Annotated in this window: 25 protein-coding genes; 19 read left to right on the top strand and 6 right to left on the bottom strand. The window is 43.5% G+C overall.

Going from position 1 to position 26,493, the window contains the following annotated elements:
- Nucleotides 1-121 precede the first annotated feature (121 nt).
- Nucleotides 122-712, top strand: a complete 591-nt coding sequence (locus K1J09_RS10160; RefSeq protein WP_002894257.1) for a LysM peptidoglycan-binding domain-containing protein — start codon at nt 122-124, stop codon at nt 710-712.
- A 131-nt stretch (nt 713-843) separates the two neighbouring features.
- Here the strand turns inward: K1J09_RS10160 and K1J09_RS10165 are convergent, their stop codons facing one another.
- From K1J09_RS10165 to sdaAB, 3 genes are read right to left on the bottom strand one after another with little or no spacing between them, the layout of a single operon-like run.
- Nucleotides 844-1,491, bottom strand: coding sequence for an HAD family hydrolase (locus K1J09_RS10165; RefSeq protein WP_223323931.1), 648 nt, complete (start codon nt 1,489-1,491; stop codon nt 844-846).
- 51 nt (nt 1,492-1,542) lie between these two features.
- Nucleotides 1,543-2,415: an L-serine ammonia-lyase, iron-sulfur-dependent, subunit alpha gene (gene sdaAA / locus K1J09_RS10170; protein WP_223323930.1), complete on the bottom strand. Its 873-nt coding sequence runs from the start codon at nt 2,413-2,415 to the stop codon at nt 1,543-1,545.
- Nucleotides 2,416-2,423: 8 nt separating this feature from the next.
- The gene (sdaAB, locus tag K1J09_RS10175) at nt 2,424-3,095 is read right to left on the bottom strand and encodes an L-serine ammonia-lyase, iron-sulfur-dependent subunit beta (RefSeq protein ID WP_002899403.1); all 672 of its coding nucleotides are present in this window, start codon (nt 3,093-3,095) and stop codon (nt 2,424-2,426) included.
- A 298-nt stretch (nt 3,096-3,393) separates the two neighbouring features.
- On the opposite strand from sdaAB, the gene mnmA reads away from it, so the two are divergent.
- The 15 genes from mnmA (at nt 3,394) to K1J09_RS10250 (ending at nt 19,569) form a co-directional block, all read left to right on the top strand.
- A complete protein-coding gene (mnmA, locus tag K1J09_RS10180) occupies nt 3,394-4,515 on the top strand; it encodes a tRNA 2-thiouridine(34) synthase MnmA (RefSeq protein ID WP_223323929.1) in 1,122 nt (373 codons plus the stop codon).
- 137 nt (nt 4,516-4,652) lie between these two features.
- Entirely contained in the window at nt 4,653-6,560 is a 1,908-nt protein-coding gene (gene mnmG, locus K1J09_RS10185; RefSeq protein ID WP_223323928.1) for a tRNA uridine-5-carboxymethylaminomethyl(34) synthesis enzyme MnmG, read from the top strand.
- A 187-nt stretch (nt 6,561-6,747) separates the two neighbouring features.
- Nucleotides 6,748-8,739 carry a DHH family phosphoesterase gene (locus K1J09_RS10190; protein WP_455710595.1) on the top strand — a complete coding sequence of 664 codons (1,992 nt, stop codon included), beginning with the start codon at nt 6,748-6,750 and terminating at the stop codon, nt 8,737-8,739.
- The gene (gene rplI / locus K1J09_RS10195) at nt 8,736-9,188 is read left to right on the top strand and encodes a 50S ribosomal protein L9 (protein ID WP_176799729.1); all 453 of its coding nucleotides are present in this window, start codon (nt 8,736-8,738) and stop codon (nt 9,186-9,188) included. Before K1J09_RS10190 ends, rplI begins: the two co-directional genes overlap by 4 nt.
- A 26-nt stretch (nt 9,189-9,214) precedes the next feature.
- Nucleotides 9,215-10,570: a replicative DNA helicase gene (gene dnaB, locus K1J09_RS10200; protein ID WP_002894241.1), complete on the top strand. Its 1,356-nt coding sequence runs from the start codon at nt 9,215-9,217 to the stop codon at nt 10,568-10,570.
- Between the two features lie 2 nt (nt 10,571-10,572).
- Nucleotides 10,573-10,848: a Veg family protein gene (locus K1J09_RS10205; RefSeq protein ID WP_002894239.1), complete on the top strand. Its 276-nt coding sequence runs from the start codon at nt 10,573-10,575 to the stop codon at nt 10,846-10,848.
- A gap of 96 nt (nt 10,849-10,944) precedes the next feature.
- Nucleotides 10,945-11,568 carry an HAD family hydrolase gene (locus tag K1J09_RS10210; RefSeq protein WP_223323927.1) on the top strand — a complete coding sequence of 208 codons (624 nt, stop codon included), beginning with the start codon at nt 10,945-10,947 and terminating at the stop codon, nt 11,566-11,568.
- A gap of 275 nt (nt 11,569-11,843) precedes the next feature.
- Nucleotides 11,844-12,623 (top strand): ABC transporter permease, encoded by a 780-nt coding sequence (locus tag K1J09_RS10215; protein ID WP_223323942.1) that lies wholly within the window; start codon nt 11,844-11,846, stop codon nt 12,621-12,623.
- A gap of 44 nt (nt 12,624-12,667) precedes the next feature.
- Complete coding sequence (locus K1J09_RS10220) at nt 12,668-13,666, top strand: ABC transporter substrate-binding protein (RefSeq protein ID WP_223323926.1); 999 nt, start codon at nt 12,668-12,670, stop codon at nt 13,664-13,666.
- Nucleotides 13,666-14,388, top strand: coding sequence for an ABC transporter ATP-binding protein (locus tag K1J09_RS10225; protein ID WP_223323925.1), 723 nt, complete (start codon nt 13,666-13,668; stop codon nt 14,386-14,388). Before K1J09_RS10220 ends, K1J09_RS10225 begins: the two co-directional genes overlap by 1 nt.
- A gap of 262 nt (nt 14,389-14,650) precedes the next feature.
- Nucleotides 14,651-15,262 carry a 30S ribosomal protein S4 gene (gene rpsD, locus K1J09_RS10230; protein ID WP_168956587.1) on the top strand — a complete coding sequence of 204 codons (612 nt, stop codon included), beginning with the start codon at nt 14,651-14,653 and terminating at the stop codon, nt 15,260-15,262.
- Nucleotides 15,263-15,462: 200 nt separating this feature from the next.
- Complete coding sequence (locus tag K1J09_RS10235) at nt 15,463-16,494, top strand: NAD-dependent epimerase/dehydratase family protein (protein WP_223323924.1); 1,032 nt, start codon at nt 15,463-15,465, stop codon at nt 16,492-16,494.
- Nucleotides 16,469-17,296, top strand: coding sequence for an MBL fold metallo-hydrolase (locus tag K1J09_RS10240; RefSeq protein ID WP_223323923.1), 828 nt, complete (start codon nt 16,469-16,471; stop codon nt 17,294-17,296). Before K1J09_RS10235 ends, K1J09_RS10240 begins: the two co-directional genes overlap by 26 nt.
- Nucleotides 17,265-18,524, top strand: coding sequence for a F390 synthetase-related protein (locus K1J09_RS10245; protein ID WP_223323922.1), 1,260 nt, complete (start codon nt 17,265-17,267; stop codon nt 18,522-18,524). Before K1J09_RS10240 ends, K1J09_RS10245 begins: the two co-directional genes overlap by 32 nt.
- 19 nt (nt 18,525-18,543) lie before the next feature.
- Nucleotides 18,544-19,569 carry a 3-oxoacyl-[acyl-carrier-protein] synthase III C-terminal domain-containing protein gene (locus K1J09_RS10250; RefSeq protein WP_156788987.1) on the top strand — a complete coding sequence of 342 codons (1,026 nt, stop codon included), beginning with the start codon at nt 18,544-18,546 and terminating at the stop codon, nt 19,567-19,569.
- A 103-nt stretch (nt 19,570-19,672) separates the two neighbouring features.
- Here the strand turns inward: K1J09_RS10250 and K1J09_RS10255 are convergent, their stop codons facing one another.
- The gene (locus K1J09_RS10255; protein WP_002894223.1) at nt 19,673-20,203 is read right to left on the bottom strand and encodes a TetR/AcrR family transcriptional regulator; all 531 of its coding nucleotides are present in this window, start codon (nt 20,201-20,203) and stop codon (nt 19,673-19,675) included.
- A 233-nt stretch (nt 20,204-20,436) separates the two neighbouring features.
- Complete coding sequence (locus tag K1J09_RS10260; protein ID WP_223324799.1) at nt 20,437-20,655, bottom strand: DUF4947 domain-containing protein; 219 nt, start codon at nt 20,653-20,655, stop codon at nt 20,437-20,439.
- A gap of 197 nt (nt 20,656-20,852) precedes the next feature.
- On the opposite strand from K1J09_RS10260, the gene K1J09_RS10265 reads away from it, so the two are divergent.
- The 3 genes from K1J09_RS10265 to K1J09_RS10275 all read left to right on the top strand — a co-directional run bounded on the left by K1J09_RS10265 (nt 20,853) and on the right by K1J09_RS10275 (nt 25,458).
- On the top strand, nt 20,853-23,276 hold the full coding sequence (locus tag K1J09_RS10265) for a YhgE/Pip domain-containing protein (RefSeq protein WP_223323921.1): 2,424 nt from the start codon (nt 20,853-20,855) through the stop codon (nt 23,274-23,276).
- 189 nt (nt 23,277-23,465) lie between these two features.
- Nucleotides 23,466-24,179, top strand: a complete 714-nt coding sequence (locus K1J09_RS10270; RefSeq protein WP_223323920.1) for a polyphosphate polymerase domain-containing protein — start codon at nt 23,466-23,468, stop codon at nt 24,177-24,179.
- A 19-nt stretch (nt 24,180-24,198) separates the two neighbouring features.
- Nucleotides 24,199-25,458, top strand: coding sequence for a carbohydrate-binding domain-containing protein (locus K1J09_RS10275; RefSeq protein WP_223323919.1), 1,260 nt, complete (start codon nt 24,199-24,201; stop codon nt 25,456-25,458).
- Between the two features lie 79 nt (nt 25,459-25,537).
- On the opposite strand, the gene K1J09_RS10280 is transcribed toward K1J09_RS10275, so the two are convergent.
- Nucleotides 25,538-26,491 (bottom strand): S66 family peptidase, encoded by a 954-nt coding sequence (locus K1J09_RS10280; RefSeq protein ID WP_223323918.1) that lies wholly within the window; start codon nt 26,489-26,491, stop codon nt 25,538-25,540.
- Between the last annotated feature and the right edge of the window lie 2 nt (nt 26,492-26,493).

The following is a 26,493-nucleotide window of genomic DNA, read 5'->3' on the forward strand; positions in this document are numbered from 1 at the left end:
TAAAAGTCTGTTTTTAACGTCTAAACTAAATGTTCTTGTAACGTTTGACTTGGTAATGTAACTTTTTGGTAATATTTTATGTGTAAGATAGTATTATCACCGAAAGGAGAATTACATTTTAATGAACAAAAAAACAGCAAAATGGACTTTAACAGGTGCAGTCGCTGCAGCGGCTTTCTTGGTTTCAGGTATTGCGAATGCTGAGACCTATACAGTTGAAGCCGGTGATACTTTATCAGCTATTGCTAACGAAAAAAATACAACTCTTGAGAAATTAGTAGAGTTAAACAAGATTGCAGATCCAAATCACATCCGTGTTGGTCAAATCTTGGAACTTGGAAATAGTGCCAAAACGTCTGAAACAAGCGTAGCAGCAACTGCAACTCCCGTAAATAATTATGCAGCACCTGCAGCAACAGCTAATTCAGCAGCAACATCAGGAGGCCTTGTACTGAGCAATGGTAATACTGCTGGTGCAACTGGCTCTTATGCAGCATCACGTATGGCAGAAATGACTGGTGTTCCTGCATCAACTTGGGAAGCTATCATTGCCCGTGAATCAAATGGTCAAGTAGATGCTTACAATCCTTCAGGTGCAAGTGGTCTTTTCCAAACAATGCCAGGTTGGGGATCAACAGCTACTGTTGATGATCAAATCCAATCAGCATATAGTGCCTACAGTGCTCAAGGACTTTCAGCTTGGGGTTACTAAAATAGAAATAAAAAACCACAGATTTCTGTGGTTTTTGGTTTACAAAAAATTGACTATTTATAAGCAGAAAATGGTAGTGTAGATTAAGATTTAAAGGTAACAATCTTATCTAGATTGACAGCTATGTAAAGTTATGAAAAGTGCTCTTTCAATATTTTTAAAATGTGCTTGGGAGAATTAGACAACAAATCTGCTCCATTTTCTAGTAACTCTCTTTGGCTACCAAACCCCCAAAGAACTCCTAGAGTTGAGATCCCTACTTCTTTACCGCCAATTATATCAAACTTTGTATCGCCTATAATTATGGTTTCTTCTGGATTTGCATCTAGTGTTTGCAGGGCTCGGCGCAGAACATCTGCTTTGTGGAATGAATCTGGCAGTGAGCCAAAAATATCATCAAATTGGTCAGAGATAGCTAGATTTGCTAATAAATCTTGTGCTGTGGGTTGATTTTTACTCGTTGTTACATAAATCTGATAGCCGGCTTCTTTTAACTGTTTCAGCAATTCTGGTATCCCCTCATAGAGGCGGACGCCCCAGATGCCTTTTTCCTTATAGAAGCTGCGATAATAGTTAATTGCTTCTGGAACTTGGCTTTCTTCAAGAACAGAAGCGAAGCTTACTTCCAGAGGAGGACCCATAAAACTTTTTATAATACTTTCTTCAGGACACTCTTTTCCAAGTTGTTTAAAGCTGTATTCAAATGATTCTTGGATGCCCTTTGAACTGTCAACTAAAGTTCCATCCAAATCAAAGAAGATATATTTCAAATGATTCATCTTGTCTCCTTGTTTACTATCTAGTAAATCTACTTGACAAATTTGTAAAGGTTATTCTCCAAAGATTTCTTTTGAAAGTCTGCGTCCTGTAGGTGTTGTAGCTAGACCGCCTTCAGCTGTTTCTCTGAAAGCAGTAGGCAGGCTTGACCCAACTTGATACATAGCGTCAATGACTTCGTCAACAGGAATTTTAGACTCGATTCCCGCAAGAGCCATATCAGCTGCAATAAAGGCGTAGCTGGCTCCCATGGCATTTCGCTTGACACAAGGCACCTCCACTAGACCAGCTACTGGATCACAAATCAAGCCCAGCATGTTTTTAATGACAAAACAAATAGCTTGACTGGCTTGAAAAGGTGAACCTCCAGCAGCCAGAACTAAAGCAGCTGCACTCATAGCAGAAGCGGAGCCGACCTCAGCTTGACAGCCACCTTCAGCACCCGAAATTGAGGCGTTATTGGCAATGACGAGGCCGAAAGCACCTGCGGCTAATAGAAAGTTTAGCTGTTCTTCTTCTGAGAGTCCCAACTTTTCAATTGCAGATGTGAGAACAGCTGGCAGACAGCCAGCGCTGCCGGCCGTTGGTGTGGCACAAACTAAACCCATTTTAGCATTATGCTCATTGACAGCAATAGCATTTTTTGCAGCAGTCAGCACAGTGTGGTCTGATAAAGCCTTTCCTGACTGGATATAATGGTCAAGTTTTGCCGCGTCTCCACCAGTCAATCCGCTTCGAGACCTGCTCTCATCGAGTCCAAGAAGGACAGAGGCTTTCATGACTTCCAGATTGCGATGCATCAACCGCAGGACTTCATCTCTTTCACGACCAGTCAATTCATACTCGGTAGCAATCATCAATTCAGCAACATTTCCTTGGTAATCCAAGTCAGCTTGTTCTACCAATTCTTTGATGGAATAAAACATATTTTCTCCTATTTAAAGAAATTCACATTATGCAGATGAGGAATATTACGAATTTCATCGATGGCTTCCTCACAGCTGCGGCTGTCGACTTCAATAATCATAATCGCTTTTTCTCCAGCCTTCTCACGAGTGACATTCATCTGAGCTATATTGATATTGTAGCGTGATAGAGCTTCTGTGACATGAGCAATCATACCTGGGACATCCTGGTGGACGATAATGATGGTCGGAGTATTCATGCTCAGAGATACTGAAAAGCCATTCAACTCTGTTACTTGAATGTTGCCGCCACCGATAGAGACTCCAGTCACACTGATTGTTTTATGGTCATTTTTGACAGTAATCTTTGTCGTATTTGGGTGAGGTGCATTGCTATCCTTTTGAATGGTCCAGACAATCTTGATACCGCGTTTATGGGCGATTTCAAGGCTGTTAGGAATCTCTGGATCATCTGTATCCATACCTAAAATCCCTGCTACAAGAGCCAAGTCAGTTCCGTGACCTCGGTAAGTTTTGGCAAAAGAGTTAAAGAGCTGGAACTCTACCTCTGTTGGCTCATCGTTAAAAATAGAGGAGACAATTTTTCCAATACGGACGGCACCTGCCGTATGGCTGCTTGATGGACCTATCATCACAGGTCCGATAATATCAAAAACAGATTGAAATCTTAGTGAAGTCATGATTTCTCCTTGCAGCTTATTTATTATTTTCATTATAACAAAGTTAAGGGCTTTCTGCTGATTTTTTAAATGAATTAAAAGTGGAGATTATAAAATTTCATTAGATAGGAAAGTAAACGAGAAAATCAATGAATTTACAACTTTGTAAACATTCTTTACAGTTGATAATTCTAGTTGAATTTCTGATTTGTTTTCCTAGGCCTTTCATGCTATAATAGGCCTTGCTCAAGCGACCTTCAATCGTTGAAAGCACAGCACGACCTTCAATCGTGAAATAACGAAAAGATGGGAGAACACAATGAGTGATAACTCTAAGATTCGTGTCGTTGTTGGTATGAGCGGAGGTGTTGATTCATCAGTAACTGCCTTGCTCTTGAAAGAGCAAGGTTACGATGTAATTGGCATCTTCATGAAAAACTGGGACGACACAGATGAATTTGGTGTCTGCACAGCCACAGAGGACTACAAGGATGTAGCTGCTGTTGCAGATCAGATTGGCATTCCTTACTACTCTGTCAACTTTGAGAAAGAGTACTGGGATCGCGTTTTTGAATACTTCTTGGCGGAATACCGAGCTGGTAGGACTCCAAATCCAGATGTCATGTGTAACAAGGAAATCAAGTTTAAAGCCTTCCTTGACTATGCCTTGACACTGGGTGCAGATTACGTTGCAACGGGTCACTATGCTCAGGTGAAGAGAGACCAAGATGGCTTGGTTCACATGCTGCGTGGCAAGGACAACAATAAGGATCAGACTTACTTCCTAAGCCAACTATCACAGGAACAACTGCAAAAGACTATGTTTCCTCTGGGTCATTTAGAAAAAACAGAAGTTCGAGCAATTGCTGAAAGAGCTGGTTTAGCTACAGCTAAGAAAAAAGACTCGACAGGTATTTGCTTCATTGGTGAGAAGAATTTTAAAGAATTTCTGAGTCAATATTTACCAGCCCAGCCGGGTCGCATGATGACCTTGGAAGGCCGAGATATGGGCCAGCATGCTGGCTTGATGTATTATACCATTGGCCAGCGAGGTGGTCTTGGAATTGGTGGTCAGCACGGGGGAGATAATGAGCCTTGGTTTGTGGTTGGAAAAGATCTCAGCCAAAATATTCTTTACGTAGGTCAGGGCTTTTATCATGACAATTTGATGTCAACCAGTCTTGACGCTAGTCAGGTTCATTTCACAAAAGAAATGCCAGAAGAATTTACTATGGAATGTACAGCTAAGTTCCGTTATCGTCAGCCGGATTCCAAGGTGACAGTTACTGTAAAGGGTGACAAGGCTGTTGTCAACTTTGATAAACCACAAAGGGCTATTACTCCAGGTCAAGCAGTCGTCTTCTATGATGGAGATGAGTGCCTGGGTGGAGGCTTGATTGACAGAGCTTATAAGAATGGTCAAGTCTTGCAGTACATTTAGATTGACAATTCAGCTCAATCTGCTAAAATAAGATAAGCAATACCTATGATGGTCAAAGCTCATGGATGTTGCAGGCTTTTTTGTCCTGCACTTCTAGAGACTTGGCCTTTTTTGGTGAAAAAATGAAGGAAAAAGAAATGTCACACAATTTTACTGAAAGTTATGATATTATCGTGATTGGAGCAGGACATGCTGGGGTTGAGGCATCGCTTGCTGCTAGTCGAATGGGTTGTAAGGTTCTTTTGGCAACCATCAATATTGAGATGCTGGCTTTTATGCCCTGCAATCCATCTATCGGAGGGTCTGCAAAAGGCATTGTCGTTCGTGAAGTAGATGCTTTGGGCGGGGAGATGGCCAAGAATATTGACAAGAGCTATATTCAGATGAAGATGCTCAACACGGGTAAGGGACCTGCAGTTCGGGCTCTTCGGGCGCAGGCGGATAAGGAAGTCTACTCCAAAGAAATGCGGAAGACTGTCGAAAATCAAGAAAATCTGACTCTGCGGCAAACCATGATTAATGAAATCTTGGTAGAAGATGGTAAGGTCATTGGGGTTAAGACAGCGACGCAACAGGAATATGCAGCTAAAGCCGTCATTGTTACGACTGGAACAGCCTTGCGGGGAGAAATTATCATTGGTGATCTCAAGTATTCATCTGGTCCTAACCATAGTCTAGCAGCCATTCCTTTAGCTGATAATCTGCGTGATCTAGGTTTTGAAATTGGTCGTTTTAAAACCGGAACGCCTCCGCGTGTTAAGGCGTCATCTATCAATTATGATGTGACCGAGATTCAGCCAGGTGATGAAAAGGCCAATCATTTCTCTTACACGTCTCGTGATGAGGACTATGTGAAAGATCAAGTTCCTTGCTGGTTGACTTATACCAATGCAGAAAGTCACGAAATTATCCAAAATAACCTGCACCGGGCTCCTATGTTTTCAGGTATCGTTAAGGGTGTGGGTCCTCGCTATTGCCCGTCAATCGAGGATAAGATTGTCCGTTTTGCGGATAAGGAACGCCACCAGCTTTTCTTAGAACCTGAGGGTCGTGATACAGAAGAAGTTTATGTGCAGGGGCTGTCAACCAGTCTGCCAGAAGATGTACAGAAGGACTTGGTTCACTCTATCAAGGGTCTAGAAAATGCTGAGATGATGCGGACAGGCTATGCCATTGAGTACGATATGATCATGCCCCACCAGTTGCGGGCAACCTTGGAAACAAAGAAAATTTCAGGACTCTTTACAGCAGGGCAGACCAATGGAACTTCTGGTTATGAAGAAGCAGCGGGTCAAGGGATTATTGCTGGGATTAATGCGGCCTTGAAGATCCAAGGGAAGCCAGAATTGATCTTGAAGCGAAGTGATGCTTACATTGGAGTCATGATTGATGATTTGGTGACTAAGGGGACGGTAGAACCTTACCGACTCTTGACCAGTCGAGCTGAGTACCGTCTGATTCTCCGTCATGACAATGCAGATATGCGTTTGACAGAGATGGGACGGGAAATTGGACTTGTAGATGATGAGCGCTGGGCTCGTTTCGAGATTAAAAAGAATCAATTTGACAACGAGATGAAGCGTTTGGAATCGATCAAGCTAAAACCTGTCAAGGAAACAAATGCTAAGGTAGAAGCGCTAGGCTTTAAGCCTCTGACGGATGCAGTAACTGTCAAAGAATTTATGCGGCGTCCAGAAGTGTCTTACCAAGATGTGGTTCAATTCATTGGTCCGGCGGCAGAGGAGCTTGATGAAAAGATCATTGAGCTGATTGAGACAGAGATTAAGTACGAAGGCTATATTTCTAAAGCTCTCGATCAGGTTGAAAAGATGAAGCGCATGGAAGAGAAGCGCATTCCAGCTAATATTGACTGGGATGATATTGACTCGATTGCGACAGAAGCACGACAGAAGTTTAAGAAAATTAATCCAGAAACAATTGGTCAGGCAAGCCGTATTTCTGGTGTCAATCCAGCAGATATTTCTATTTTGATGGTTTACCTAGAAGGCAAGTCTAGAAGCATTTCTAAAAATCAAACGAAGTAACTCTTGTAAAAGGCTGAGTTTCCTTTGGGAAGCAGCCTTTTTGTGTAAATTTACAAGGGCTTGACAAGATTGTAAACTTTGAAAGACTATTTTTCGCTTCCTTTACCATTGTTAAATGCTTTGATTATTGGGAGAAATTCGCTTTTTTCTAGGATTTATGGTAAAATGGCGGAATAAGAGGTCTATGATGAAAAAATTTCGTTTTGCCCCAATTCACTTGGCGATGGCGGGTCTAATTTCCTTTATAATCTTAGCCATCTGTCTGAGGCTTTTTGGTGATAGTTTAGCCATGCTAGCTGCTCTCATGCTTGTGCTGGCTCTTTTGATTGTGCTTTTTATCCAGCAACAGAGAGTATCCGAGCTAGATGAGATTGAGCAGATTCATTATGTCAATCATCAAGCAGAAGGAAGCCTCGCTTCCTTGCTGGATAAGATGCCAGTTGGTGTCATTAAAATCAGTGAAGATAATGGTGATGTAGAGTGGTTTAATCCCTATGCAGAACTGATTTTTACAACCGAAGATGGTGATTTTGATGCAGATATGCTCAAGAATATCATGAAGGCTGCTTATTCAGACTCTGGTCATTATGCTACGGTTGGAGACAAGAAATATTCGGTTTATTTGGACCGTGCATCCAGTGTGTTTTATTTTTTTGATGCATCCAATGAATACGAAGCCACTGTTGGTCTGGTAACAACGCGCCCGGTGATCGGGATTATCTCGGTGGATAATTATGATGATTTGGAAGATGTCGTTTCAGACACGGATATCAGTCATATCAATAGCTTTGTAGCCAACTTCGTGGCAGAATTTTCTGAGCAGTTTCACATGTTTTACCGTCGGGTTGGCATGGATCGGTTCTATCTTTTTACGGATTACACAGTGCTGGAACAGCTGATGGAAAATAAATTTTCTATCATTGATCAATTCCGGACGGAAGCTAAAAATCGAGAGCTGTCACTGACACTCAGTATGGGCTTTTCTTATGGTGATGGCAATCATGATGAAATCGGTCGGGTTGCTCTTCTCAACCTCAACTTAGCTGAAGTTCGGGGTGGGGATCAAGCTGTCGTCAAAGAAAATAACGACAACATGAACCCAATTTTCTTTGGTGGAGGAACGGCGTCAGCTGTTAAGCGGACGCGCACCCGAACTCGGGCTATGATGACTGCGATCTCTGATAAGATTAAGAGTGTGGATCAGGTCTTTATAGTCGGACATAAAAATCTGGATATGGATGCCTTGGGCTCTTCTCTTGGTATGCAGCTCTTTGCCAGTAATATCATTGAGAAAGCTTATGTGGTCTATGATCCGTCCCAAATGGCTTCTGACATTGAGCGCTCCATTACAAAGCTCCAGCAGGAAGGGGCTGACTATCTGGTTCCGCTTTCTGAAGCAGTAAATATGGTGACCAATCGTTCGCTCTTGATTATGGTTGACCACTCCAAGATATCTCTGACTCTGTCTAAGGATTTCTTTGATCAATTCAGTCAGATTATCGTAGTCGACCACCATCGCCGTGATGAAGATTTTCCGGAAAATGCTGTGATTGCCTATATCGAAAGTGGGGCTAGCAGTGCTAGTGAGTTGGTGACGGAGCTGATTCAGTTCCAGAATTCTAAAAAGAATCGTCTCAGTAAGATGCAAGCCAGCATTCTCATGGCGGGGATCATGCTTGACACCAAAGGATTTTCATCTCGGGTCACCAGTCGGACCTTTGATGTGGCCAGCTATCTACGGACTCGTGGCAGTGACAGTGTTGTGATTCAGGATATTTCGGCTACGAATTTTGAGGAATATCGTGCGATTAATGAGCTGATTTTAAATGGTAAGAAGATTTTGCCAAATGTCATTGTAGCAGCTGGTCCAGAGGAGAACACTTATGATACGGTTGTCATCAGTAAGGCAGCTGATACCATGCTCTCTATGTCAGGAATTGAAGCCACTTTTGTTGTGAGCAAGAATACCAAAGGCTATGTGTCTATTTCAGCTCGCAGTCGCAGCAAGATCAATGTTCAGCGAATTATGGAAAAGCTGGGCGGTGGCGGTCATTTCAATCTGGCTGCAGCTCAAATTGAAGGTAAAACAGTTTCTGAGGTCCTTCAGTCGCTGAATCAAGAAATTATGGACCAAGTCATTAAAGAGGAAGTAATAATAGACGAGGAGAAAAAAGGATGAAAGTAATTTTTTTAGCTGATGTAAAAGGCAAGGGCAAAAAAGGCGAAATCAAGGAAATGCCGACTGGCTATGCTCAAAATTTTCTGATTAAGAAAAATTTAGCCAAGGAAGCAACAGCCCAGGCTATCGGAGAACTGCGCGGTAAGCAAAAGTCCGAAGAAAAAGCCCACGCTGAACTAGTGGCAGAAGCTCAGGCTATTAAAACTAAGTTAGCAGAAGAAGCTACTCTTGTTGAATTTACTGAAAAAGTTGGTCCGGACGGCCGCACCTTTGGCTCTATTACCAGCAAGAAAATAGCAGAAGAGCTGCAGAAGCAGTTTGGCATCAAAATTGACAAACGCCATATTAAGGTGGACTCACCGATTCGCTCCATTGGTCTGATAGATGTTCCAGTGAAAATTTATCAGGATATAACTGGGGTGATTCGTTTGCGGGTTAAAGAAGGATAATAGTGATTTGAAGGAAGGATTTACCGATGGCAGAGATTGATGAACTCCGAGCTCAGCCTCAGGATATTTTAGCGGAGCAGTCCGTCTTAGGAGCTATTTTCATTGATGAGAGCAAACTAGTCTTTGTTCGTGAGTATATCGAGCCTGCTGACTTCTTTAAGTATGCCAATCGCTTGATTTTCAAGGCTATGATTGACTTGGCTGACCGCGGGGATGCCATTGATGCAACGACGGTTCGTAACATTTTGGACAGTCAGGGTGACTTGCAGAATATCGGCGGTCTCAGTTACTTGGTGGAAGTGGTCAATTCTGTGCCAACATCTGCCAATGCTGAATACTATGCTAAAATCGTTGCAGAAAAGGCCATTCTGCGGCGGCTGATTTCGCGTCTGACAGAGTCTATCAATCAAGCCTACGATGGTGACCGTCTGTCAGAGGAAATTATCGCTGGAGCTGAAAAAGCCCTAATTGATGTCAGTGAAACAGCTAACCGTAGCGGTTTTAAGAATATCCGTGATGTGCTGAACCTTAATTTTGGCAATCTGGAGGCTCGGTCTCTGCAGACATCAGATATCACTGGGATTGCGACTGGCTACCGTGAGCTGGACAAGATGACGACTGGTCTGCATGAGGAAGAATTAATCATTTTGGCGGCTCGGCCAGCGGTCGGAAAGACGGCCTTTGCCCTTAATATCGCTCAGAATATCGGAACCAAGTTGGATAAGACTGTAGCCATTTTCTCTCTGGAAATGGGGGCGGAAAGCTTGGTGGACCGGATGTTGGCTTCAGAAGGGGTGATTAACTCTCACTCCATTCGTACGGGGCAACTGACAGATGAAGAGTGGCAAAAATATACCATTGCGACAGCTAATCTGGCCAACGCTAGTATCTATATCGATGATACACCAGGGATTCGGATTACAGAGATTCGCTCGCGGGCTCGAAAACTGGCTCAGGAAACGGGCAATTTAGGGCTGGTCTTGATTGACTATCTGCAGCTGATTACGGGAACTGGTCGTGAAAACCGCCAGCAGGAGGTTTCGGAAATTTCCCGGCAGTTGAAAATCTTGGCTAAGGAGCTCAAGGTGCCGGTCATTGCGTTGAGTCAGCTCTCGCGTGGCGTGGAGCAGCGGCAGGATAAGAGACCAGTGCTGTCTGATATTCGGGAATCAGGTTCCATTGAGCAGGATGCGGATATCGTTGCCTTCCTTTACCGAGATGATTATTATGATCGAGCTGGTGAGGAGGAAGAAGGCATTCCCAACAACAAGGTTGAAGTCATTATTGAGAAAAACCGGAGTGGGGCGCGTGGTACAGTTGAGTTAATTTTCCAGAAAGAGTATAATAAATTCTCAAGTATTTCCAAAAGAGAGGACGAATAAAGATGAGTGATGCATTTACAGATGTGGCAAAAATGAAAAAAATCAAAGAAGATATCAAGGCGCATGAAGGACAAATCGTTGAGATGACGCTGGAAAACGGTCGTAAGCGCCAAAAAAGCAAGCAAGGCCGTCTGATTGAAGTCTATCCGTCTTTGTTTATCGTGGAATATTCCAATGAAGGCGGTCAGCCAGGGGAAATTTCCAATACCTATGTGGAGTCTTATACTTATTCTGACATTTTGACAGAAAAGAACCTCATCCGTTATTTTGATGAATAGAAAGGTCCAGTGGGCCTTTTTACTTATATTTGAAGCAATTCCTCAGTCAAATCGACGTATATAGAGGATGATAAGCAAAGAAAACAGGTGGTCATCATGATTAAAAATTTGGTTTTTGATTTGGGCAATGTCTTAATTGAATGGAATTCTGAGAAAATCTTGACATATTTTGAACCTGAGAAAGAGCGGCGGCAGGTTCTTAGGCAGGCTATTTTTGAGTCAGGTGTCTGGCATAAGACAGACAAAGGAGAGCTGAGTTTGAAAGAAGCCTGTGAGGAGGTTCTGACTCAGCTGGATGTTTCTTATCATTCCGCAATTAAGAATATCTTTTATCATTGGTATGAGGTTGTGCATGTTTACAGTGGTTTACAGGAAAGGATTCGGCTATGGTCTGATCAAGGTTATCGAATCTATATCTTGTCAACCACTTGTGAGATTTTTTATCATATTGAAAAAGCTGGTTTGTTGCCCATTTACCCACTGCTGTCGGGCTATATCCTTTCCTCAGAGGTCGGTGTCGTCAAGCCAGAAGTAGAGATTTACCACAAGCTGTTGAAAAAATATGGTCTGGATCCAGTGGAATCCGTCTTCATTGATGATATTCAGGCTAACTTAGATACGGCAGCTGAATTGGGCTTTGAAACCATCTTATCCACAAGCGAGACAGAGAATATCAGGGCTATGGAGACTTTGCTGGCTGCGAAAGGGAAGTTTGACTGATTGATGATCGTTTGCTTTACTTATCGTTGAAAAGGAGTGAGTCCAAGCTTCAACCTTGACATTTGCTGATGATTGCGCTATCATAGTCCTATATATGGGAGTCTGTGTACAGTCTGAGAGGAAGTGTAAGCTTCGACCGCACCTGATCTGGGTAATGCCAGCGTAGGAATCATACCGAAAATAGTGGTATTTGTGCGCCTTTTCCATATATGGAAAAGGCCTTTTCTTTTATCATCTTTATCGATGGTGATATCTTGAAGAATTGCAGCACCAAAATGCAGGAAGGGAGGAAAATCGTTCTAATGAAAGCACTACAAAGGCTGATGCGACAGCAAATCGGTCTCTTAGGTATGCTGGGTGTACTTGTCATCTGGCAGGTCATGGGCTGGCTCAAGCTCTTGCCTAAGTTTATCCTGCCGACACCTCTGGAGATCGGTCAGGCCTTTATCAGAGATGCTGGATTTCTAGCAAGTCATAGCTGGGCGACCTTAAAAGTAGCCTTGTTGGGTTTAGTCTTGGGCGTCTTCTTGGCTTGTATACTAGCTATACTCATGGACAGCATGAGCTGGCTCAATGATTTAATTTACCCCATGATGGTCGTGGTGCAGACGATTCCGACTATTGCTTTGGCGCCAATCTTGGTTCTCTGGCTGGGTTATGGGATTTTGCCCAAGATTGTGCTCATTATTCTGACGACAACTTTTCCGATTATCGTCAGTATTCTGGATGGTTTTCGGCATTGTGACCGAGATACTATGACTCTCTTTGAGCTTATGCAGGCCAATCGCTGGCAGATTCTTTGGCATTTTAAGATTCCAGCTAGTTTGCCCTATTTCTATGCGGGCTTGCGTGTCAGTGTTTCCTATGCCTTTATCACGACTGTGGTTTCCGAATGGCTGGGCGGTTTTGAAGGCTTGGGTGTTTATATGATTCAGTCTAAGAAGCTTTTCCAGTACGACACCATGTTTGCTATTATCATATTGGTTTCAGTTATCAGTCTTCTGGGGATGAAGCTTGTGGCTGTCAGTGAAAAATATGTCATCAAGTGGAAATAGGAGCTCAGCTCTTCTATTTTCCAAATAAAGAAAAGAGGATAATGATGAAAAAAAGTTATAAAGTCTTGTTGGCAGGTTTGGCTGCCGTGTCAATCATTGGCCTAGCGGCCTGCGGTCAGTCGAAATCTACGTCTGAGAGCAAGGATAAAAAGATTGATTTTATCTTAGACTGGTCACCTAACACCAATCATACCGGCCTTTATGTAGCTCAAGAAAAGGGATATTTCAAGGAAGCCGGCGTGGATGTGGATATCAAGTTGCCGCCTGAAGATAGCAGTTCGGATCTGATTATCAACGGCAAGGCGCCTTTTGGTATTTACTTCCAGGACTCCATGGCTAAAAAACTGGATAAGGGCGCAGAAATCACAGCTGTCGCGGCCATTGTAGAGCATAATACTTCGGGCATTATTTCAAAGAAGTCTGCAGGGATTACAGGGCCTAAGGATTTGGTTGGGAAGAAATATGGCACCTGGAATGATCCAGTGGAGCTAGGCATGCTCAAAACTTTGGTTGAAAGCCAAGGTGGTCAGTTTGATGAGGTAGAAAAGGTTCCTAACAACGATTCCAACTCTATTACGCCGATTGAAAATGGTTTGTTTGATGCAGCGTGGATTTATCATGGCTGGGACGGCATCATGGCTCAAACTCAGGGCATGGACACTAATTTCTTTTATATGAAGGACTATGTAGAGGAGTTTGACTATTATTCTCCTGTCATCATTGCTAATAATGACTATCTCAAGAAGAATCCGGACGAGGCGAAAAAGATCCTGCAGGCTATTAAGAAGGGTTATCAATATGCCATGGAGCACCCTGAAGAAGCAGCAGATATTTTAATCAAGCATGCGCCAGAGTTGAAAAACAAGCGTGACTTTGTCTTGGCTTCTCAAAAATATCTGTCTGAGCAATATGCATCGGATAAGGACAAGTGGGGTCAGTTTGAGGCTAGCCGTTGGAATGCCTTTTACAAATGGGCCAAGGATAAGGGTATCGTAGACAATGACTTGAGTGACAAGGGATTTAGCAACGATTATATAAAATAATGACAGAAATTAAACTTGAAAATGTAAGCTATGCTTATGATGAGCAGCAGATTTTGAAAGATATCAGTCTACAGGTGGAAGCTGGCCAGGTCGTAGCGATTTTGGGACCAAGTGGAGTCGGGAAAACGACCCTCTTTAATCTGATTGCTGGGATTTTGGAGGTCCAGTCGGGCAGGATTGTCCTAGACGGGCAGGAAAATCCCAAGGGTCGGGTGAGTTATATGCTGCAGAAGGACTTGCTGCTGGAGCACAAGACGGTGTTGGGCAATGTCATCTTACCCCTGCTAATCCAAAAAGTATCCAAAAAGGAAGCGACGGAGCAGGCAACTCAGATTTTGAAGGAGTTCGGGCTCTTTGATGTGGCAGATAAGTATCCACATGAGCTGAGCGGGGGGATGCGACAGCGCGTGGCACTGCTACGGACCTATATGTTCGGCCACAAGCTATTTCTTCTAGACGAGGCCTTTAGTGCTTTGGATGAGCTGACCAAGATGGAGCTGCATGCTTGGTATCTGGATATTCATCGTAGGCTGGGTCTGACGACTCTCCTCATTACCCATAGCATCGAGGAAGCTCTGGCTCTCAGTGACCGTATCTATATTTTGAAAAATCGCCCTGGGCAAATCGTTGCAGATCTCCAACTGACTTGGTCAGACAGCGAGGATAAAGAACTGCAGAAGCTGGGATACAAGCAGGAGATTTTGGGGATTTTGGGAGTGTGAAGGAATGGCCTGAATTTATTTGCTTTAAAGAAACAACCTAAATCAAGCCTTTTGGCTTGATTTTTTGGATGAGCCCCTTTACTTTTGAATTTATTCATGGTACAATAACCTTTGTGTGAAATAGCAGCAGGAAAGCATGGAGCTCGTCAACAGAACATCAGCTATAAAAGTAGCCTTAGCTGTTTGGGCGAAAATGTTCTGCACGAATCAGGGCTTTCTAAGTGACTATTTCCTCAAAAATATTTTACAGGAGGACATTTTTATGTCACGTTATACAGGACCATCTTGGAAACAAGCTCGTCGTTTGGGTCTTTCTCTTACTGGTACAGGTAAAGAATTGGCTCGTCGTAACTATGTACCTGGTCAGCATGGACCAAACAACCGCAGTAAATTGTCAGAATACGGTTTGCAATTGGCTGAAAAGCAAAAACTTCGTTTCACTTACGGTGTAGGTGAAAAACAATTCCGTAACTTGTTTGTTCAAGCTTCAAAAATCAAAGAAGGAATCCTTGGTTTCAACTTCATGCTTCTCTTGGAGCGCCGCTTGGATAACGTTGTTTACCGTCTTGGTCTTGCGACTACTCGTCGTCAAGCTCGTCAATTCGTAAACCACGGTCACATCCTTGTTGACGGCAACCGCGTTGATATCCCATCATACCGCGTAACTCCAGGTCAAGTGATCTCAGTTCGCGAGAAATCATTGAAAGTTCCAGCAATCCTTGAAGCTGTTGAAGCAACTCTTGGACGTCCAGCATTCGTATCATTCGATGCTGAAAAATTAGAAGGTTCATTGACTCGCCTTCCAGAGCGCGACGAAATCAACCCAGAAATCAACGAAGCACTTATCGTTGAATTCTACAACAAAATGCTTTAATTTGTATTTGTTCAGAAGTCGGTTTCCCGGCTTCTTTTTTAATATTCTCAGTGAACTAATAAAGCTGATTTTAACTAAAAAATGTTAATGGATTGAGACAGCTGTTTTGGGAAATTATCTGATTTTTTTCTGCTCCTATCCAATCAGGTGAGACACTCTGTAAAGATTTTTTCCAGCTTTTTTACGGAAGATTTGCTGAAATGGTGTATAATGGGGACAAGACAGAAACAGAAAATTGTATGAAAGGAGTAGCGATGAAGGTTCTAGTGACAGGAGCGACTGGCTTTCTAGGAAAGTATGTTGTTGAAGAGCTGGCTGAACAAGGCTATCAGGTGCGGGCTTTTGGTCGTAATCTGAAGGCTGGTCGGCAGTTAGAAGGTCCTTTAGTAGAGTTTTTTGCTGGTGATTTTACCAGAGAAGAAGAAATTTTTGCAGCCTGCGAAGGAGTGGATGCAGTGGTGCATGCTGGTGCCCTTTCAACGATTTGGGGACCCTGGGAGCAGTTTTATCAGACTAATGTAGTAGGAACCAAACTGGTTATGGAAGCCTGCCGACATTTTGGAGTGCAACGACTGGTCTATATTTCCTCTCCAAGTGTTTATGCTGCTGCGCGTGATCAACTTGATATTAAAGAAGAGGCTGCTCCTCAGGAAAATGAGCTGAATTTTTATATCAAAAGTAAGCTCATGGCTGAGCGGATTGTCCGAAGTTATTCTGAAGTTCCATCGGTTATCTTGCGTCCTAGAGGGCTTTTTGGTATTGGAGATACCAGTATCTTTCCTAGGATTCTGAGGTTGAGCCAAAAACTGGCGATTCCACTCATCAGAAATGGCCAGCAAATGATGGACATGACCTGTGTGGAAAATGTGGCCTTGGCTGTTCGTCTAGCTTTGGAAATTCCAGCAGCGCAAGGACAAGTTTACAACATTACCAACGGAGAATCGCGTAGTTTCAAGGATATGCTGGATGAAGCTTTAGATGGTTTACAGGTTCGTAAACGTTATGTTAAGTTGCCTGCTGCTTTTCTAGGTGTTCTGGCACAGGGATTTGAAAGCTTTTATCGCTTCTTTCATATTGAAAAAGAGCCACCGCTGACTCTTTACACCTATTACTTAATGCGTTATAGTCAAACGCTGGATATATCAGCAGCAGTAAGGGATTTGGGCTATCAACCCAAGTTGACAATCAGTGAAGGGATTGCAAAATATGTCCAACATTATCGAGAAAATTGAGTATCTTCAGCCTGGGCGCTGCAGCAGTCACTTGCAGCAAATGTTTAAGGGAGTTGCTAAGAAGAAAATTATTTTTCCAGCTGGTGTTTTCCTCTTGAAGCATCGTGAGAAAGGCTATATTCTCTACGACACTGGCTATTCTCCAGCTATTCTGAAGCCCAACTTCAAATACTGGCTTTATGGTCTGGGAACGCCTGTTGATATGTCAGAAGAGGAGCGTGTAGACCGGCTACTTGAGCAAAAAGGAATTGCACCAGAAGATATTTCTTATGTCATTTTGTCGCACTTACATCCAGATCACATCGGCGGAGCCGCTTTCTTTCCCAAGGCCCGCTTCATTCTGACCAAGGCTGTCTTCAAAACTTATCAGCATGCCAAACTGAATGATTTGATTTTCAAGGAATTTCTTCCGCAGGATTTTGAGAGTCGGTTGGAAGTAGTGGAACCTCAGCAGGTCCAAGCAGCATTCCTCTATCGCAAGACAGTTGACTTGTTTGGCGATGGCAGTATATATCTGGCCTCAGTTGATGGGCATGCTGCTGGTCAAGCTTGTCTCTTTTTGCCAGATTATCATCTGTTTATCGGAGCTGATTTGTGCTGGGGCGTGGATCTGTTGCCTTATACGGAGCAGATGCGTCTCTTGCCGTCACTCATCCAAGATAGTAAGGAAGAATACATGGCCGGTGTGGCCTTGCTACGGCAGTTGCTTGCTGTTGGCTATCAGGTGCTAGTCAGTCATGATCCGGCTGAGAGAGCGGAGCAGATTTTGTATGAAACTAGGAACATTTCTAAAAACCTTTAGCGTCATGCGCTGGGGGTATCGATTTAAGGATCGACAGGCCTTGGAATGCTATCAAATCAAGGCTTTAGCAGCCTATCGGGAATTTCTGCAGCAGGAATCACCTTATTTTATATCAGGTATTCCAGCAGATTTTAAGATGAATAAGGCCTTCATGATGGAGCATTTCAATGAGCTCAATACTCAGGGACTGGATCGTGATGAGTTGCTAGCTTTGGCCCTAGAGAGTGAGCGGACACGTGATTTCAGTCCCATGATAGGAGAAATCGCTGTCGGCCTGTCTTCAGGAACATCTGGTCACCGAGGTTTATTTGTTACCACTGAAAAGGAGCGCAGTATGTGGGCGGCAGCCATCTTGGCCAAGATGCTGCCTAAAGGCAAACTCTTTGGACATAAAATAGCCTTCTTTCTTCGGGCAGATAACCAACTCTATCAGACTGTCAATTCAGGCTTGATTTCTCTGGAGTACTTTGATACTTTTCAGGGAGCCGAAGAGCATGTAGAGCGCTTGAATGCTTATCAGCCGACAATTTTGGTAGCACCAGCATCAATGCTCTTAGAGCTGGCAAAACAAGTCCAGGCAGGGAATTTGCAGATTGCCCCTAGCAAAGTCGTATCAGTGGCAGAAATTTTGGAAGAGCCAGATCAGCAGAGTATTCAAGAAGGATTTGGTCTAAAAAAGGTGGATCAGGTTTACCAAGCGACCGAGGGCTTTTTAGCCTGCAGCTGTGCCTACGGTAATCTTCATCTAAATGAAGACATTGTCCATGTAGATAAGCACTACTTGGATGATAGGCGCTTTTACCCAATTATTACGGATTTCAAGCGGACTTCTCAGCCAATTTTTCAATATGAGCTGAATGATATCTTGGTGGAAAATCCTGAACCTTGCCCCTGCGGTTCGGTCTTTACACGGATTGATAGGATTGAGGGGCGTTCAGATGATATTTTTATTTTTGAAAATGCTGCAGGTCAGTCGGTGGAGGTCTTTCCAGACTTTATCCGCCGTTGTCTGCTCTTAGTTGATGGGATTGGAGAATATCAAGTCGCTCAGAAAAAGGACTATTCGCTGACCATTGCTATCGAACATCGTAGTCAGCAGCGAGAAGACGAGCTTGTCCAGCAATTTCAAAACTTAGCGACTGATAAGGGCTTTCTTATGCCTGCTATTTCTTTTGAAGGTTATCAGCGGGACAGAAGCCGTAAGTTGAAACGTATCTATCGGGCTTAAGAATGCTCCAAGTGGAAAAATATATGAATCAGAGGCTGAAGCGCTTTGGCAGTTTACCCAACTGTCAAGCAGTCTCAAGTCTGACAAGAAGGAGTTTAATATGACTGCAGTAAAGAATCATATAAAGATAGTTGGTTACGGTACGCATCTACCTAGAAATACCGTGACTTTTAAGGATCAGACTCGATATCGGGTGGTGGAAAATGAAGAAACCCAGCTTTCTATGGCTGTTAAGGCGATTGAAAAAGCCCTGCAGCAAGCGGGCTTGACTATCAAAGACATCGATTGTATCGTGTCAGCCAGTGCAGTGGGCGTTCAGCCTATTCCTTGTACCGCTGCCCTGATTCATGAGTTGGTAGCTAAGGGGCTGTCCATTCCAGCCATGGATATCAACACGACCTGCACCAGTTTTATCTCGGCTTTGAGTCTCATGTCTCATTTGTTGGAGGCTGGTGAGTACCAAAGGATCCTCATCGTGTCCAGTGAGGTTGGAAGTTTGGGTCTCAATCCCAATCAGAGGGAAAGTTTTGAGTTGTTCAGTGACGGAGCGGCAGCTTTGATTTTTGAAGCAACAGAGGAAGAAAGAGGGGTCATCTCCAGCTTGCAGCGGACCTGGTCTGAAGGAGCTCATGATACAGAGATTCGCGGTGGTTTGACATCATTTCAGCCTAAGGAGTATTCGGATGCTACCAAGACTCACTACATGTTTGACATGAATGGTAAGAAGATACTCTTGCTCTCTGCCAGAAAAATTCCGGAAATGTTTAAAGAGTTTAAGGAAAAGAGTGGTCTCAGCCTGTCTGACTTGGATTATATTATTCCGCATCAGGCCAGTCGTGCCCTGCCAATGGTCATGCGCAGCTTGGGTATTCCTGATGATAAATACCTTAATATTGTGCAAGACTATGGGAATATGGTGTCAGTGGCAGTGCCTTTTTCTCTCTGCTATGCTCTGGAGCGCAATCTAGTCAAGGAAGGGGACACCATCGCTCTGATGGGAACAGCAGCTGGTATGACAGTTAATATGCTGGCTATGAAACTATAATATAAGGAAAATAGGGTGTACAGAACCAAAAGAGGTTTTGTACACCCTGTTTAATTTTTCAAAATATGAAAAGAGCTGGAACCCATTGGGTTCCAGCAACTTCTTACAGCATTTTCAAAAGAAATTCTGCTATTTGTTCAGGACTTTCTTTTTTTCCTCTAGCAATCCACATTTGGCAGACACCAAAGAAGGCATTGGCGAGAAAGACTCTGCTGTATTCTTTTTCAAAATGATTGTAAACACGTCTACTAAAACGGTCCTGCAGACTATCTGCCAACATTACCTGCAGCTTATGGCGCAGAAAATTCTGAATCTCTTTCGTGCCGTTTTCTGTCAAAAGAGCAGCCAAGAGTGGCTCTAGCTGGAGGAACTGAAAGACCTCTGTAATCGCAGTTTGAACATCTTCTTGATTATTCTCAAAAATATATCCCAACTGATGAAAGAGGTTTTGCTGATAACGTTCAATCATATCGTACTTGTCCTTGTAGTGAGTATAGAAACTACTACGGCTGATGCCAGCAGCTTGAGCTAGCTGTACAGTAGTGATATGGTCGAAGGACTGCTTATGCAGTAGTGAAACCATGGCTCTTTCAATAATAGCCTTGGTTTTTCGGCGTTTATTGCTTTCTAACATAAAATCTCCCTTTGAGGCTAAGCCTCAGTCTGCTCTTCAAGCGAATAGCCATCATAGCAAACTACTTTTTCTTTTTCTCCGTGTACTATTATATCAAATGTTTTTCCAGTGGAAAAGAGTTAAATTCCGGAATTAAGCATAGATAGTCAAAATTTTAGCTTAATTAGGCTAAATCGACTGGTAAAATAATAAAGCCGAGGCTTAAAGTAAAGTCTCGGCTGTCGTTCAGAACATTATTTGAAGTAGAGGTAGTCAGGGTCAGGAGTGACGTAAAGTAGCTCGCCTTCCTGTGAGAAGATAATAGAAATCTGTTCATTTTTATAAGAGTAAATTGTATAGGTGTTTTGCAACCTTGATGCTTGAGCAATATCAACTACACCTGCTAAGAAGACACGCGCTTGTTCGGTGCTTATTTTTCTAACATAAAACTGATTTTCTGTGTCCCTATCTATGGGAAAATACCTTTTGTTTACAGATTATTCAGGGATTAAAGACAGTAGGACTAACTTATTCCGCTTCCCTATAATCTTTTTAAACAAAATTAGACACCATGTCCGATTTTTAAAGAATAAACTTGTAATAATTTTCGATTGGTGTATAATCAATTTTATCAAAATTTGGACACTGTGTATAATTTTAGGAGGTAGACATGTTAAGAGAATGGAAAGCTATTTTAAAAAAGCCGGCTTTTATCATTGTGATGTTAGGAGTCTCTTTGATTCCTGCCTTGTATAATGTTATTTTCTTGAGCTCCATGTGGGATCCGTATGGAAAGGTATCGGACTTGCCAGTGGCGGTCGTCAATCAGGATAAAGCTGTGACTGCTAGTGGCAAGACCTTGTCTATAGGCGAGGATGTTGTTTCCAGCCTCAAGGAAAATAAAAATCTGGATTTTCACTTCGTCAGTAAAGAAGATGCTCAAAATGGTTTGGAAAAGGGTGATTACTACATGGTTGTGACGCTTCCAAGTGATTTATCTGAACGTGCAGCCAGTATTTTGACCGATAATCCTAAGCAAATGAAGATTGACTATCAAACGTCTAGCGGCCACAGTTTTATTGCTGGTAAGATGAGTGATTCAGCCATGGCTTCTTTGAAGCAGACGGTGGCGCAAAATGTGACGGACACTTATACAAGCGCCATATTTAAGAATATGGGAGATCTAAAAACAGGATTGGTTAAGGCATCTGATGGTGCTCAGCAATTAGCATCTGGCAGCCAACAACTAGGTTCAGGCAGTCGGACAATTGCAGATAACTTAAGAACTCTGAATCAAGCTACGAGCAAATTATCGTCCGGTGCAGCTCAATTTAATACAGGACTGCAGACTTATACTGGGAGTGTTGCACAAGTATCGTCTGGACTGGGTAGTTTGTCAAATGGAATAAACACTTATGCTAATGGTGTAAGTACTGTGGCCACAGGTGCAAATCAGCTGTCAGGTCGATCAGCAGACTTATTGGGTGGAGTCCAACAGCTCAACCAGTCAGGAGGTGGAGTTCAGGCCTTATCAACAGGTGTGACGAATCTGAACACTGGCTTGGCTACATTAAAGTCATCGGTAGATACAACCTTAGCTAACAACCAGCAAAACGTGAATGATTTGGCAACTGGCTTGACTCAGTTGAATGCTAGTATTCAAGCTGCAGCAAGTGACTCAGCTGTTTCGACAGACAGCATTGAAGCTTCACTGACTAGCATAGCAGCATCCGCTCAGGCCATTATCAATAACAATCAGGATGCCAAGGCTGCAGCTTTAGCAAGTGTCCAAGGGACCAGTGCTTATCAAGGCCTTTCTAGTGAGGCTAAGGCTGAGATTGATGCAGCAGTCGGTGCTAGTCAAGCGGGAAGCGACCAATCTGCTCAGGCAATTTTATCAGAAGTTGATACAATGAGGACTTCTCTTGAAACGATAAAAGGCGCTAGTCAAACAAAAATTAGTCAGTTAGAAGGCGCATCAAATCAAGTTCTTCCACAGGCAGCTAACATGATCAATGGCCTTTATAATGGCTTATCAACAGTGAGTACTAGCCTCGATTCAGCAAGCGGAGGAGCCAATCAACTAGTCGCAGGTGTAGACACCTTAAATGATAAACTAACGACTGGCGCGACACAATTGGAACAAGGGGTGACAAGCTATACCAATGCAGTCGGTCAGCTATCTGAGGGGACATCAGCTTTGGCAAGTAAGAACCCTGATTTTCTAGCAAATACAACAAAATTAGCAAACGGGGCAGCCCAATTAACAGATAAATCGCCAGAATTGATCTCTAGTTTCGGGAAATTAGCAGATGGAACCAATCAATTAGCGAGTGGCACAGAAAAGCTGGCTGATGGCAGCAGTGCTTTAACAGATAATCTCTCTAAACTTACTGTAGGAACAAGTGATTTGTCCAATGGCCTCACGGATGCAGGTGATAAATTGTCAACTGTTTCTACTAAGGAAGACAATGCAAAAACTCTGGCAGATCCTCTGACACTGAGCAAGACAGATGAGAACAAGGTAGAGAAAAACGGCATTGGGATGGCGCCTTATATGATTTCAGTAGCTTTATTTGTGGCAGCTATTTCAACCAACATCATCTTTAGTACACTTCCATCGGGTCAAGAACCTAGGACGAAACGAGATTGGCTGAAGGCCCGTATAGAGGTAAATGGAGTAATTTCCGTCGTGGCAGGTGTTTTGGTCTATGGTGCTGTGCACTTGATAGGCCTATCTGCTAACCATGAGTGGGCAACCCTTGGTTTGATTGTCCTAGCCAGCATGACCTTTATGGCTCTTGTGACCGCTTTGGTTACTTGGGATAGCAAGCTCGGCGCCTTTGCCTCTCTGATTCTCTTGCTTTTACAGCTGGCTTCTAGTGCAGGAACCTATCCGCTGGAGCTGACTAGTAAGATTTTCCAAGTTATCAACCCTTGGCTGCCAATGAGCTATTCTGTATCGGGCTTACGCCAAACGATTTCTATGAACGGCCAAATTGGTAGTCAGGTGCTCTTCCTTGCTTTTGTTTTAGTTCTTTTCATGGCACTTGGTACTCTGGTCTATCGAACAGATAAAAAACAGCTAGCTTAGGGCACGTGCTTTTATGAATCTGTAAAAATGTAGATGAAAAGTCTATCTGTAATTCGTTTACTTTTTCTCTAATCAACATCTCCTGAAAAGGGAGATGTTTTGTTTTCTTTAAGTTTTCTTTATCTTTCTTTTAAGTTTTCATCTTTAAAATTGCATTACATTCAAGAAAGATAGAGAGGGGAGAAGCCCATGGCAGAAAAATTTTTTCAAAATCATTTTCAGCGCTTTGAAACCAAATACATCATTTCCAAGGAAACCTTATTGGATCTATTGCTAGAGTTTGAAGGCTATCTGGTGGAGGATGAGCGAGCTTATTCGACCATTAACAATCTCTACTACGATACGCCGTCTTATCAGCTCATTCGTGAGTCTTTGGAAAATCCTCACTTTGATGAGAAAGTTCGCTTGCGAACCTATCAAGAGCATCCGACCGAGGATAGTCAAGTCTTTTTGGAAATCAAGAAAAAGACTGAGAATCTGGTAACCAAACGCCGTCTTGCAGCAGATTTGCTGACGGCAGAAGCCTATCTGGACGGTGATTACAGTCAGCTGACTGACCTTCAGATAGATAAGGAAATGGTCTGGCTGACCCAGCATTTTGGCAATATTCAGCCTATGATGTATATCGGCTACAATCGTTATTCAATGAAGGGGATTGAGGATGAGCGGATTCGGATTACCTTTGATCACGACCTGACCTACCGTCCGTATGATCTGAGTCTCTTGACTGGTCGCCATGGAGATCATCTCCTGCCAGCTAACCATGTCATTATGGAAGTTAAGATTCCAGAAACCTGCCCGCTATGGCTGAGTGAAATCATGAATCGCTACCAGCTGTCTCCTAGCTCATTCTCCAAATATGGCTTTGCTTATAAAAAAGCAAATTATATCCGTAGCAAATAAAATAGATAGGAAAAGAAAAATGAAACAATCAAAATCAACCCTTAAAAAAATTAAATTAATGATTCCACTGGTCTTGATGACAGCAGTGCTGGGAGCATGCAGTTCAAACGCCAGCAGCTCTACAGCTTCAAGCACTACCCAGACTGCTAATGCTACCAGTACCAGTCAGACCAAGACCAATACTTCTGATTACTTTGCCTCAGAGGACTCAGACGCTTCTTATGATGAGTCCAAGGTGACGACCATCAGCCTGAGTGGATCCAGTGCTAAGACCTCTGGTGACGGCGCTAGTGTCTCCGGCTCTACCGTGACAATCTCTGAGGCTGGGACCTATGTCGTTTCCGGCACCAGTGAAAATGTGCAGATTGTCGTCAAAGCAGGTGATAGCGACAAGGTTCAAATCGTCCTGAATGGCGTAAATATGAGCGGGACAGACGCAGCTATTCTAGTAGAAAATGCGGGTAAAACAAGCCTGACTCTGGCTGACGGCAGTCAAAACACCATCTCAGACTCATCAAATCACAGTAATACGGATGCAGATGCAGCTATCTATAGTAACTCTGACCTGACTCTCAATGGCTCTGGAAGTCTGACAGTTGACGGCAAGTATGAAACAGCGATTAAGTCTGAGCAGACCTTGCGGGTAACAGGTGGCACTTATACGCTCAAAGCAGCTAAGCATGGTCTGTCAGCAGCTTCAGCCATTAATATCAAGGACGCTACTATCGATATCACAGCGACAGAAGATGCCATCCACGCGGACAATGATGAAGATACTTCTCTGGGGAATCTCTATATCCAGTCCGGCACCATCACGATTAATGCTGGTGATGATGGTCTGCACGCGAGCAATATCGCTTTGATTGATGGTGGGACGATTACAGTTTCCAAGAGTGTAGAAGCTCTGGAAGGAACCAATGTTACCATTAACGGAGGCAAGCTGGACCTTTATGCGACAGATGATGGTATCAATGCAGCTAGTGATGTAACTGGAGCTGATATCTTTATTAAGATTACCGGTGGCGATATCAAGGTCGAGGTCGGTGAAGGCGATACAGATGCTATCGACTCCAACGGCGATGTCATCATGTCAGGAGGAAACTTAGACATTACTTCTACGGTATCTGCCTTTGACTTTGATGGAACGGCTACCTACACTGGCGGTACCATCACGGTCAATGGTGAAAGCCGAACAGAAATCACAGCAGACGGACCTGGCTCTGGTGGACCTGGTGGCAGCGGTGCCCCAGGCGGTAAAGGCGGTTTTGGTGGACGATAAGAAAGCCGATGAGATAACAATTAAATAGTGTCTAATGAAAGAGAAGAATCCTCATTCCAATTGGAATGAGGATTTCTTGCTATTCATCAATTCTAATCAACATCTTCCCCGTATCCACCGTCACTTGAGCACCGATGGTAATGGTAAAGAGCGGCTGAGTATGGGCAAAGTCCAAGTCATAGAGGACGGGAATCGTCTTTAGAATTGGATGTTTATCCAAGATATAAAGGAGCAGCTCTTCTGTCATCTGGCATTCTTTTGGGAAGCGGCCGATGAGAAGGGCCTGCGGGTTAGGATAGGCCTGAAGGAGGGCAGCTAGATTGCGGTCAAACTCCACATAATCATCTTCCTCGGCCTCTTCAACAAAGAGGACATAGTTTTCATCTGTTGGCGCATAGGGGGTGCCACGTAGGAGCGAGAAAGTGGAGAGATTGCCCCCGATAACAGTGGCTTGGGCTTGCCCGTGGTGATAAACTTTCCACTCCGTTTCATGGAAGGTCAGTGGGGCATCGGGCAGATACCAGGCATTGTCGCCCCATTTTTCACTAGGAGTCAATTCATAAGAAGTCTGGCTGACGGCCTTGAGCCAGCTCTCGGTCTGATAGTCCTGCAGGGCATCCATTTTAAAGCTGGAGTAGGACGGTCCCATGTAGGTTTTCATGCCGGTCTTGCTATAAATAGCGTTGAGCAAGGCTGTTGTGTCTGAGTAGCCGCAGAAAATCTTAGGATTTCTAGCAATCAACTCAAAGTCCAGATAGGGCAGGAGCTCATTGCAGTTGAAACCGCCGATAGTTGCCAGAATGGCATCAACGGACTCATCCGAAAAGGCAGCATGGATGTCTGCCACTCGGCTTTCGATGGAGGCAGAGCCTAGTATATCATTTTCCAGATAATGCTCCGAAAAAGATACGGTAAATCCTAGCTTTTCCAAGCGCTCCTTGGCGGTTAGATTGGCCTCAAAGCCACCGATGTGTTCGATTGACGCTGAGGGGCTGACGACCCGAATGTGCATACCAGGTGTGAGTTTTTTCATAG

The organism is Streptococcus sanguinis, assembly GCF_019928825.1.
GTDB lineage: Bacteria > Bacillota > Bacilli > Lactobacillales > Streptococcaceae > Streptococcus > Streptococcus sanguinis_L.

Excerpts from the sequence above, each read along its gene's own strand:
- K1J09_RS10255 (WP_002894223.1), bottom strand. The coding sequence starts at position 20,203 with ATGTTAGAAAGCAATAAACGCCGAAAAACCAAGGCTATTATTGAAAGA.
- K1J09_RS10165 (WP_223323931.1), bottom strand. The coding sequence starts at position 1,491 with ATGAATCATTTGAAATATATCTTCTTTGATTTGGATGGAACTTTAGTT.
- K1J09_RS10190 (WP_455710595.1), top strand. The coding sequence starts at position 6,748 with ATGAAAAAATTTCGTTTTGCCCCAATTCACTTGGCGATGGCGGGTCTA.
- K1J09_RS10270 (WP_223323920.1), top strand. The coding sequence starts at position 23,466 with ATGGCAGAAAAATTTTTTCAAAATCATTTTCAGCGCTTTGAAACCAAA.
- rpsD (WP_168956587.1), top strand. The coding sequence starts at position 14,651 with ATGTCACGTTATACAGGACCATCTTGGAAACAAGCTCGTCGTTTGGGT.
- K1J09_RS10215 (WP_223323942.1), top strand. The coding sequence starts at position 11,844 with ATGCAGGAAGGGAGGAAAATCGTTCTAATGAAAGCACTACAAAGGCTG.
- K1J09_RS10225 (WP_223323925.1), top strand. The coding sequence starts at position 13,666 with ATGACAGAAATTAAACTTGAAAATGTAAGCTATGCTTATGATGAGCAG.
- sdaAA (WP_223323930.1), bottom strand. The coding sequence starts at position 2,415 with ATGTTTTATTCCATCAAAGAATTGGTAGAACAAGCTGACTTGGATTAC.
- K1J09_RS10245 (WP_223323922.1), top strand. The coding sequence starts at position 17,265 with ATGAAACTAGGAACATTTCTAAAAACCTTTAGCGTCATGCGCTGGGGG.
- K1J09_RS10275 (WP_223323919.1), top strand. The coding sequence starts at position 24,199 with ATGAAACAATCAAAATCAACCCTTAAAAAAATTAAATTAATGATTCCA.
- dnaB (WP_002894241.1), top strand. The coding sequence starts at position 9,215 with ATGGCAGAGATTGATGAACTCCGAGCTCAGCCTCAGGATATTTTAGCG.
- K1J09_RS10280 (WP_223323918.1), bottom strand. The coding sequence starts at position 26,491 with ATGAAAAAACTCACACCTGGTATGCACATTCGGGTCGTCAGCCCCTCA.
- K1J09_RS10240 (WP_223323923.1), top strand. The coding sequence starts at position 16,469 with ATGTCCAACATTATCGAGAAAATTGAGTATCTTCAGCCTGGGCGCTGC.
- mnmA (WP_223323929.1), top strand. The coding sequence starts at position 3,394 with ATGAGTGATAACTCTAAGATTCGTGTCGTTGTTGGTATGAGCGGAGGT.
- rplI (WP_176799729.1), top strand. The coding sequence starts at position 8,736 with ATGAAAGTAATTTTTTTAGCTGATGTAAAAGGCAAGGGCAAAAAAGGC.
- K1J09_RS10160 (WP_002894257.1), top strand. The coding sequence starts at position 122 with ATGAACAAAAAAACAGCAAAATGGACTTTAACAGGTGCAGTCGCTGCA.
- sdaAB (WP_002899403.1), bottom strand. The coding sequence starts at position 3,095 with ATGACTTCACTAAGATTTCAATCTGTTTTTGATATTATCGGACCTGTG.
- K1J09_RS10205 (WP_002894239.1), top strand. The coding sequence starts at position 10,573 with ATGAGTGATGCATTTACAGATGTGGCAAAAATGAAAAAAATCAAAGAA.
- K1J09_RS10265 (WP_223323921.1), top strand. The coding sequence starts at position 20,853 with ATGTTAAGAGAATGGAAAGCTATTTTAAAAAAGCCGGCTTTTATCATT.
- K1J09_RS10220 (WP_223323926.1), top strand. The coding sequence starts at position 12,668 with ATGAAAAAAAGTTATAAAGTCTTGTTGGCAGGTTTGGCTGCCGTGTCA.
- mnmG (WP_223323928.1), top strand. The coding sequence starts at position 4,653 with ATGTCACACAATTTTACTGAAAGTTATGATATTATCGTGATTGGAGCA.
- K1J09_RS10210 (WP_223323927.1), top strand. The coding sequence starts at position 10,945 with ATGATTAAAAATTTGGTTTTTGATTTGGGCAATGTCTTAATTGAATGG.
- K1J09_RS10235 (WP_223323924.1), top strand. The coding sequence starts at position 15,463 with ATGGTGTATAATGGGGACAAGACAGAAACAGAAAATTGTATGAAAGGA.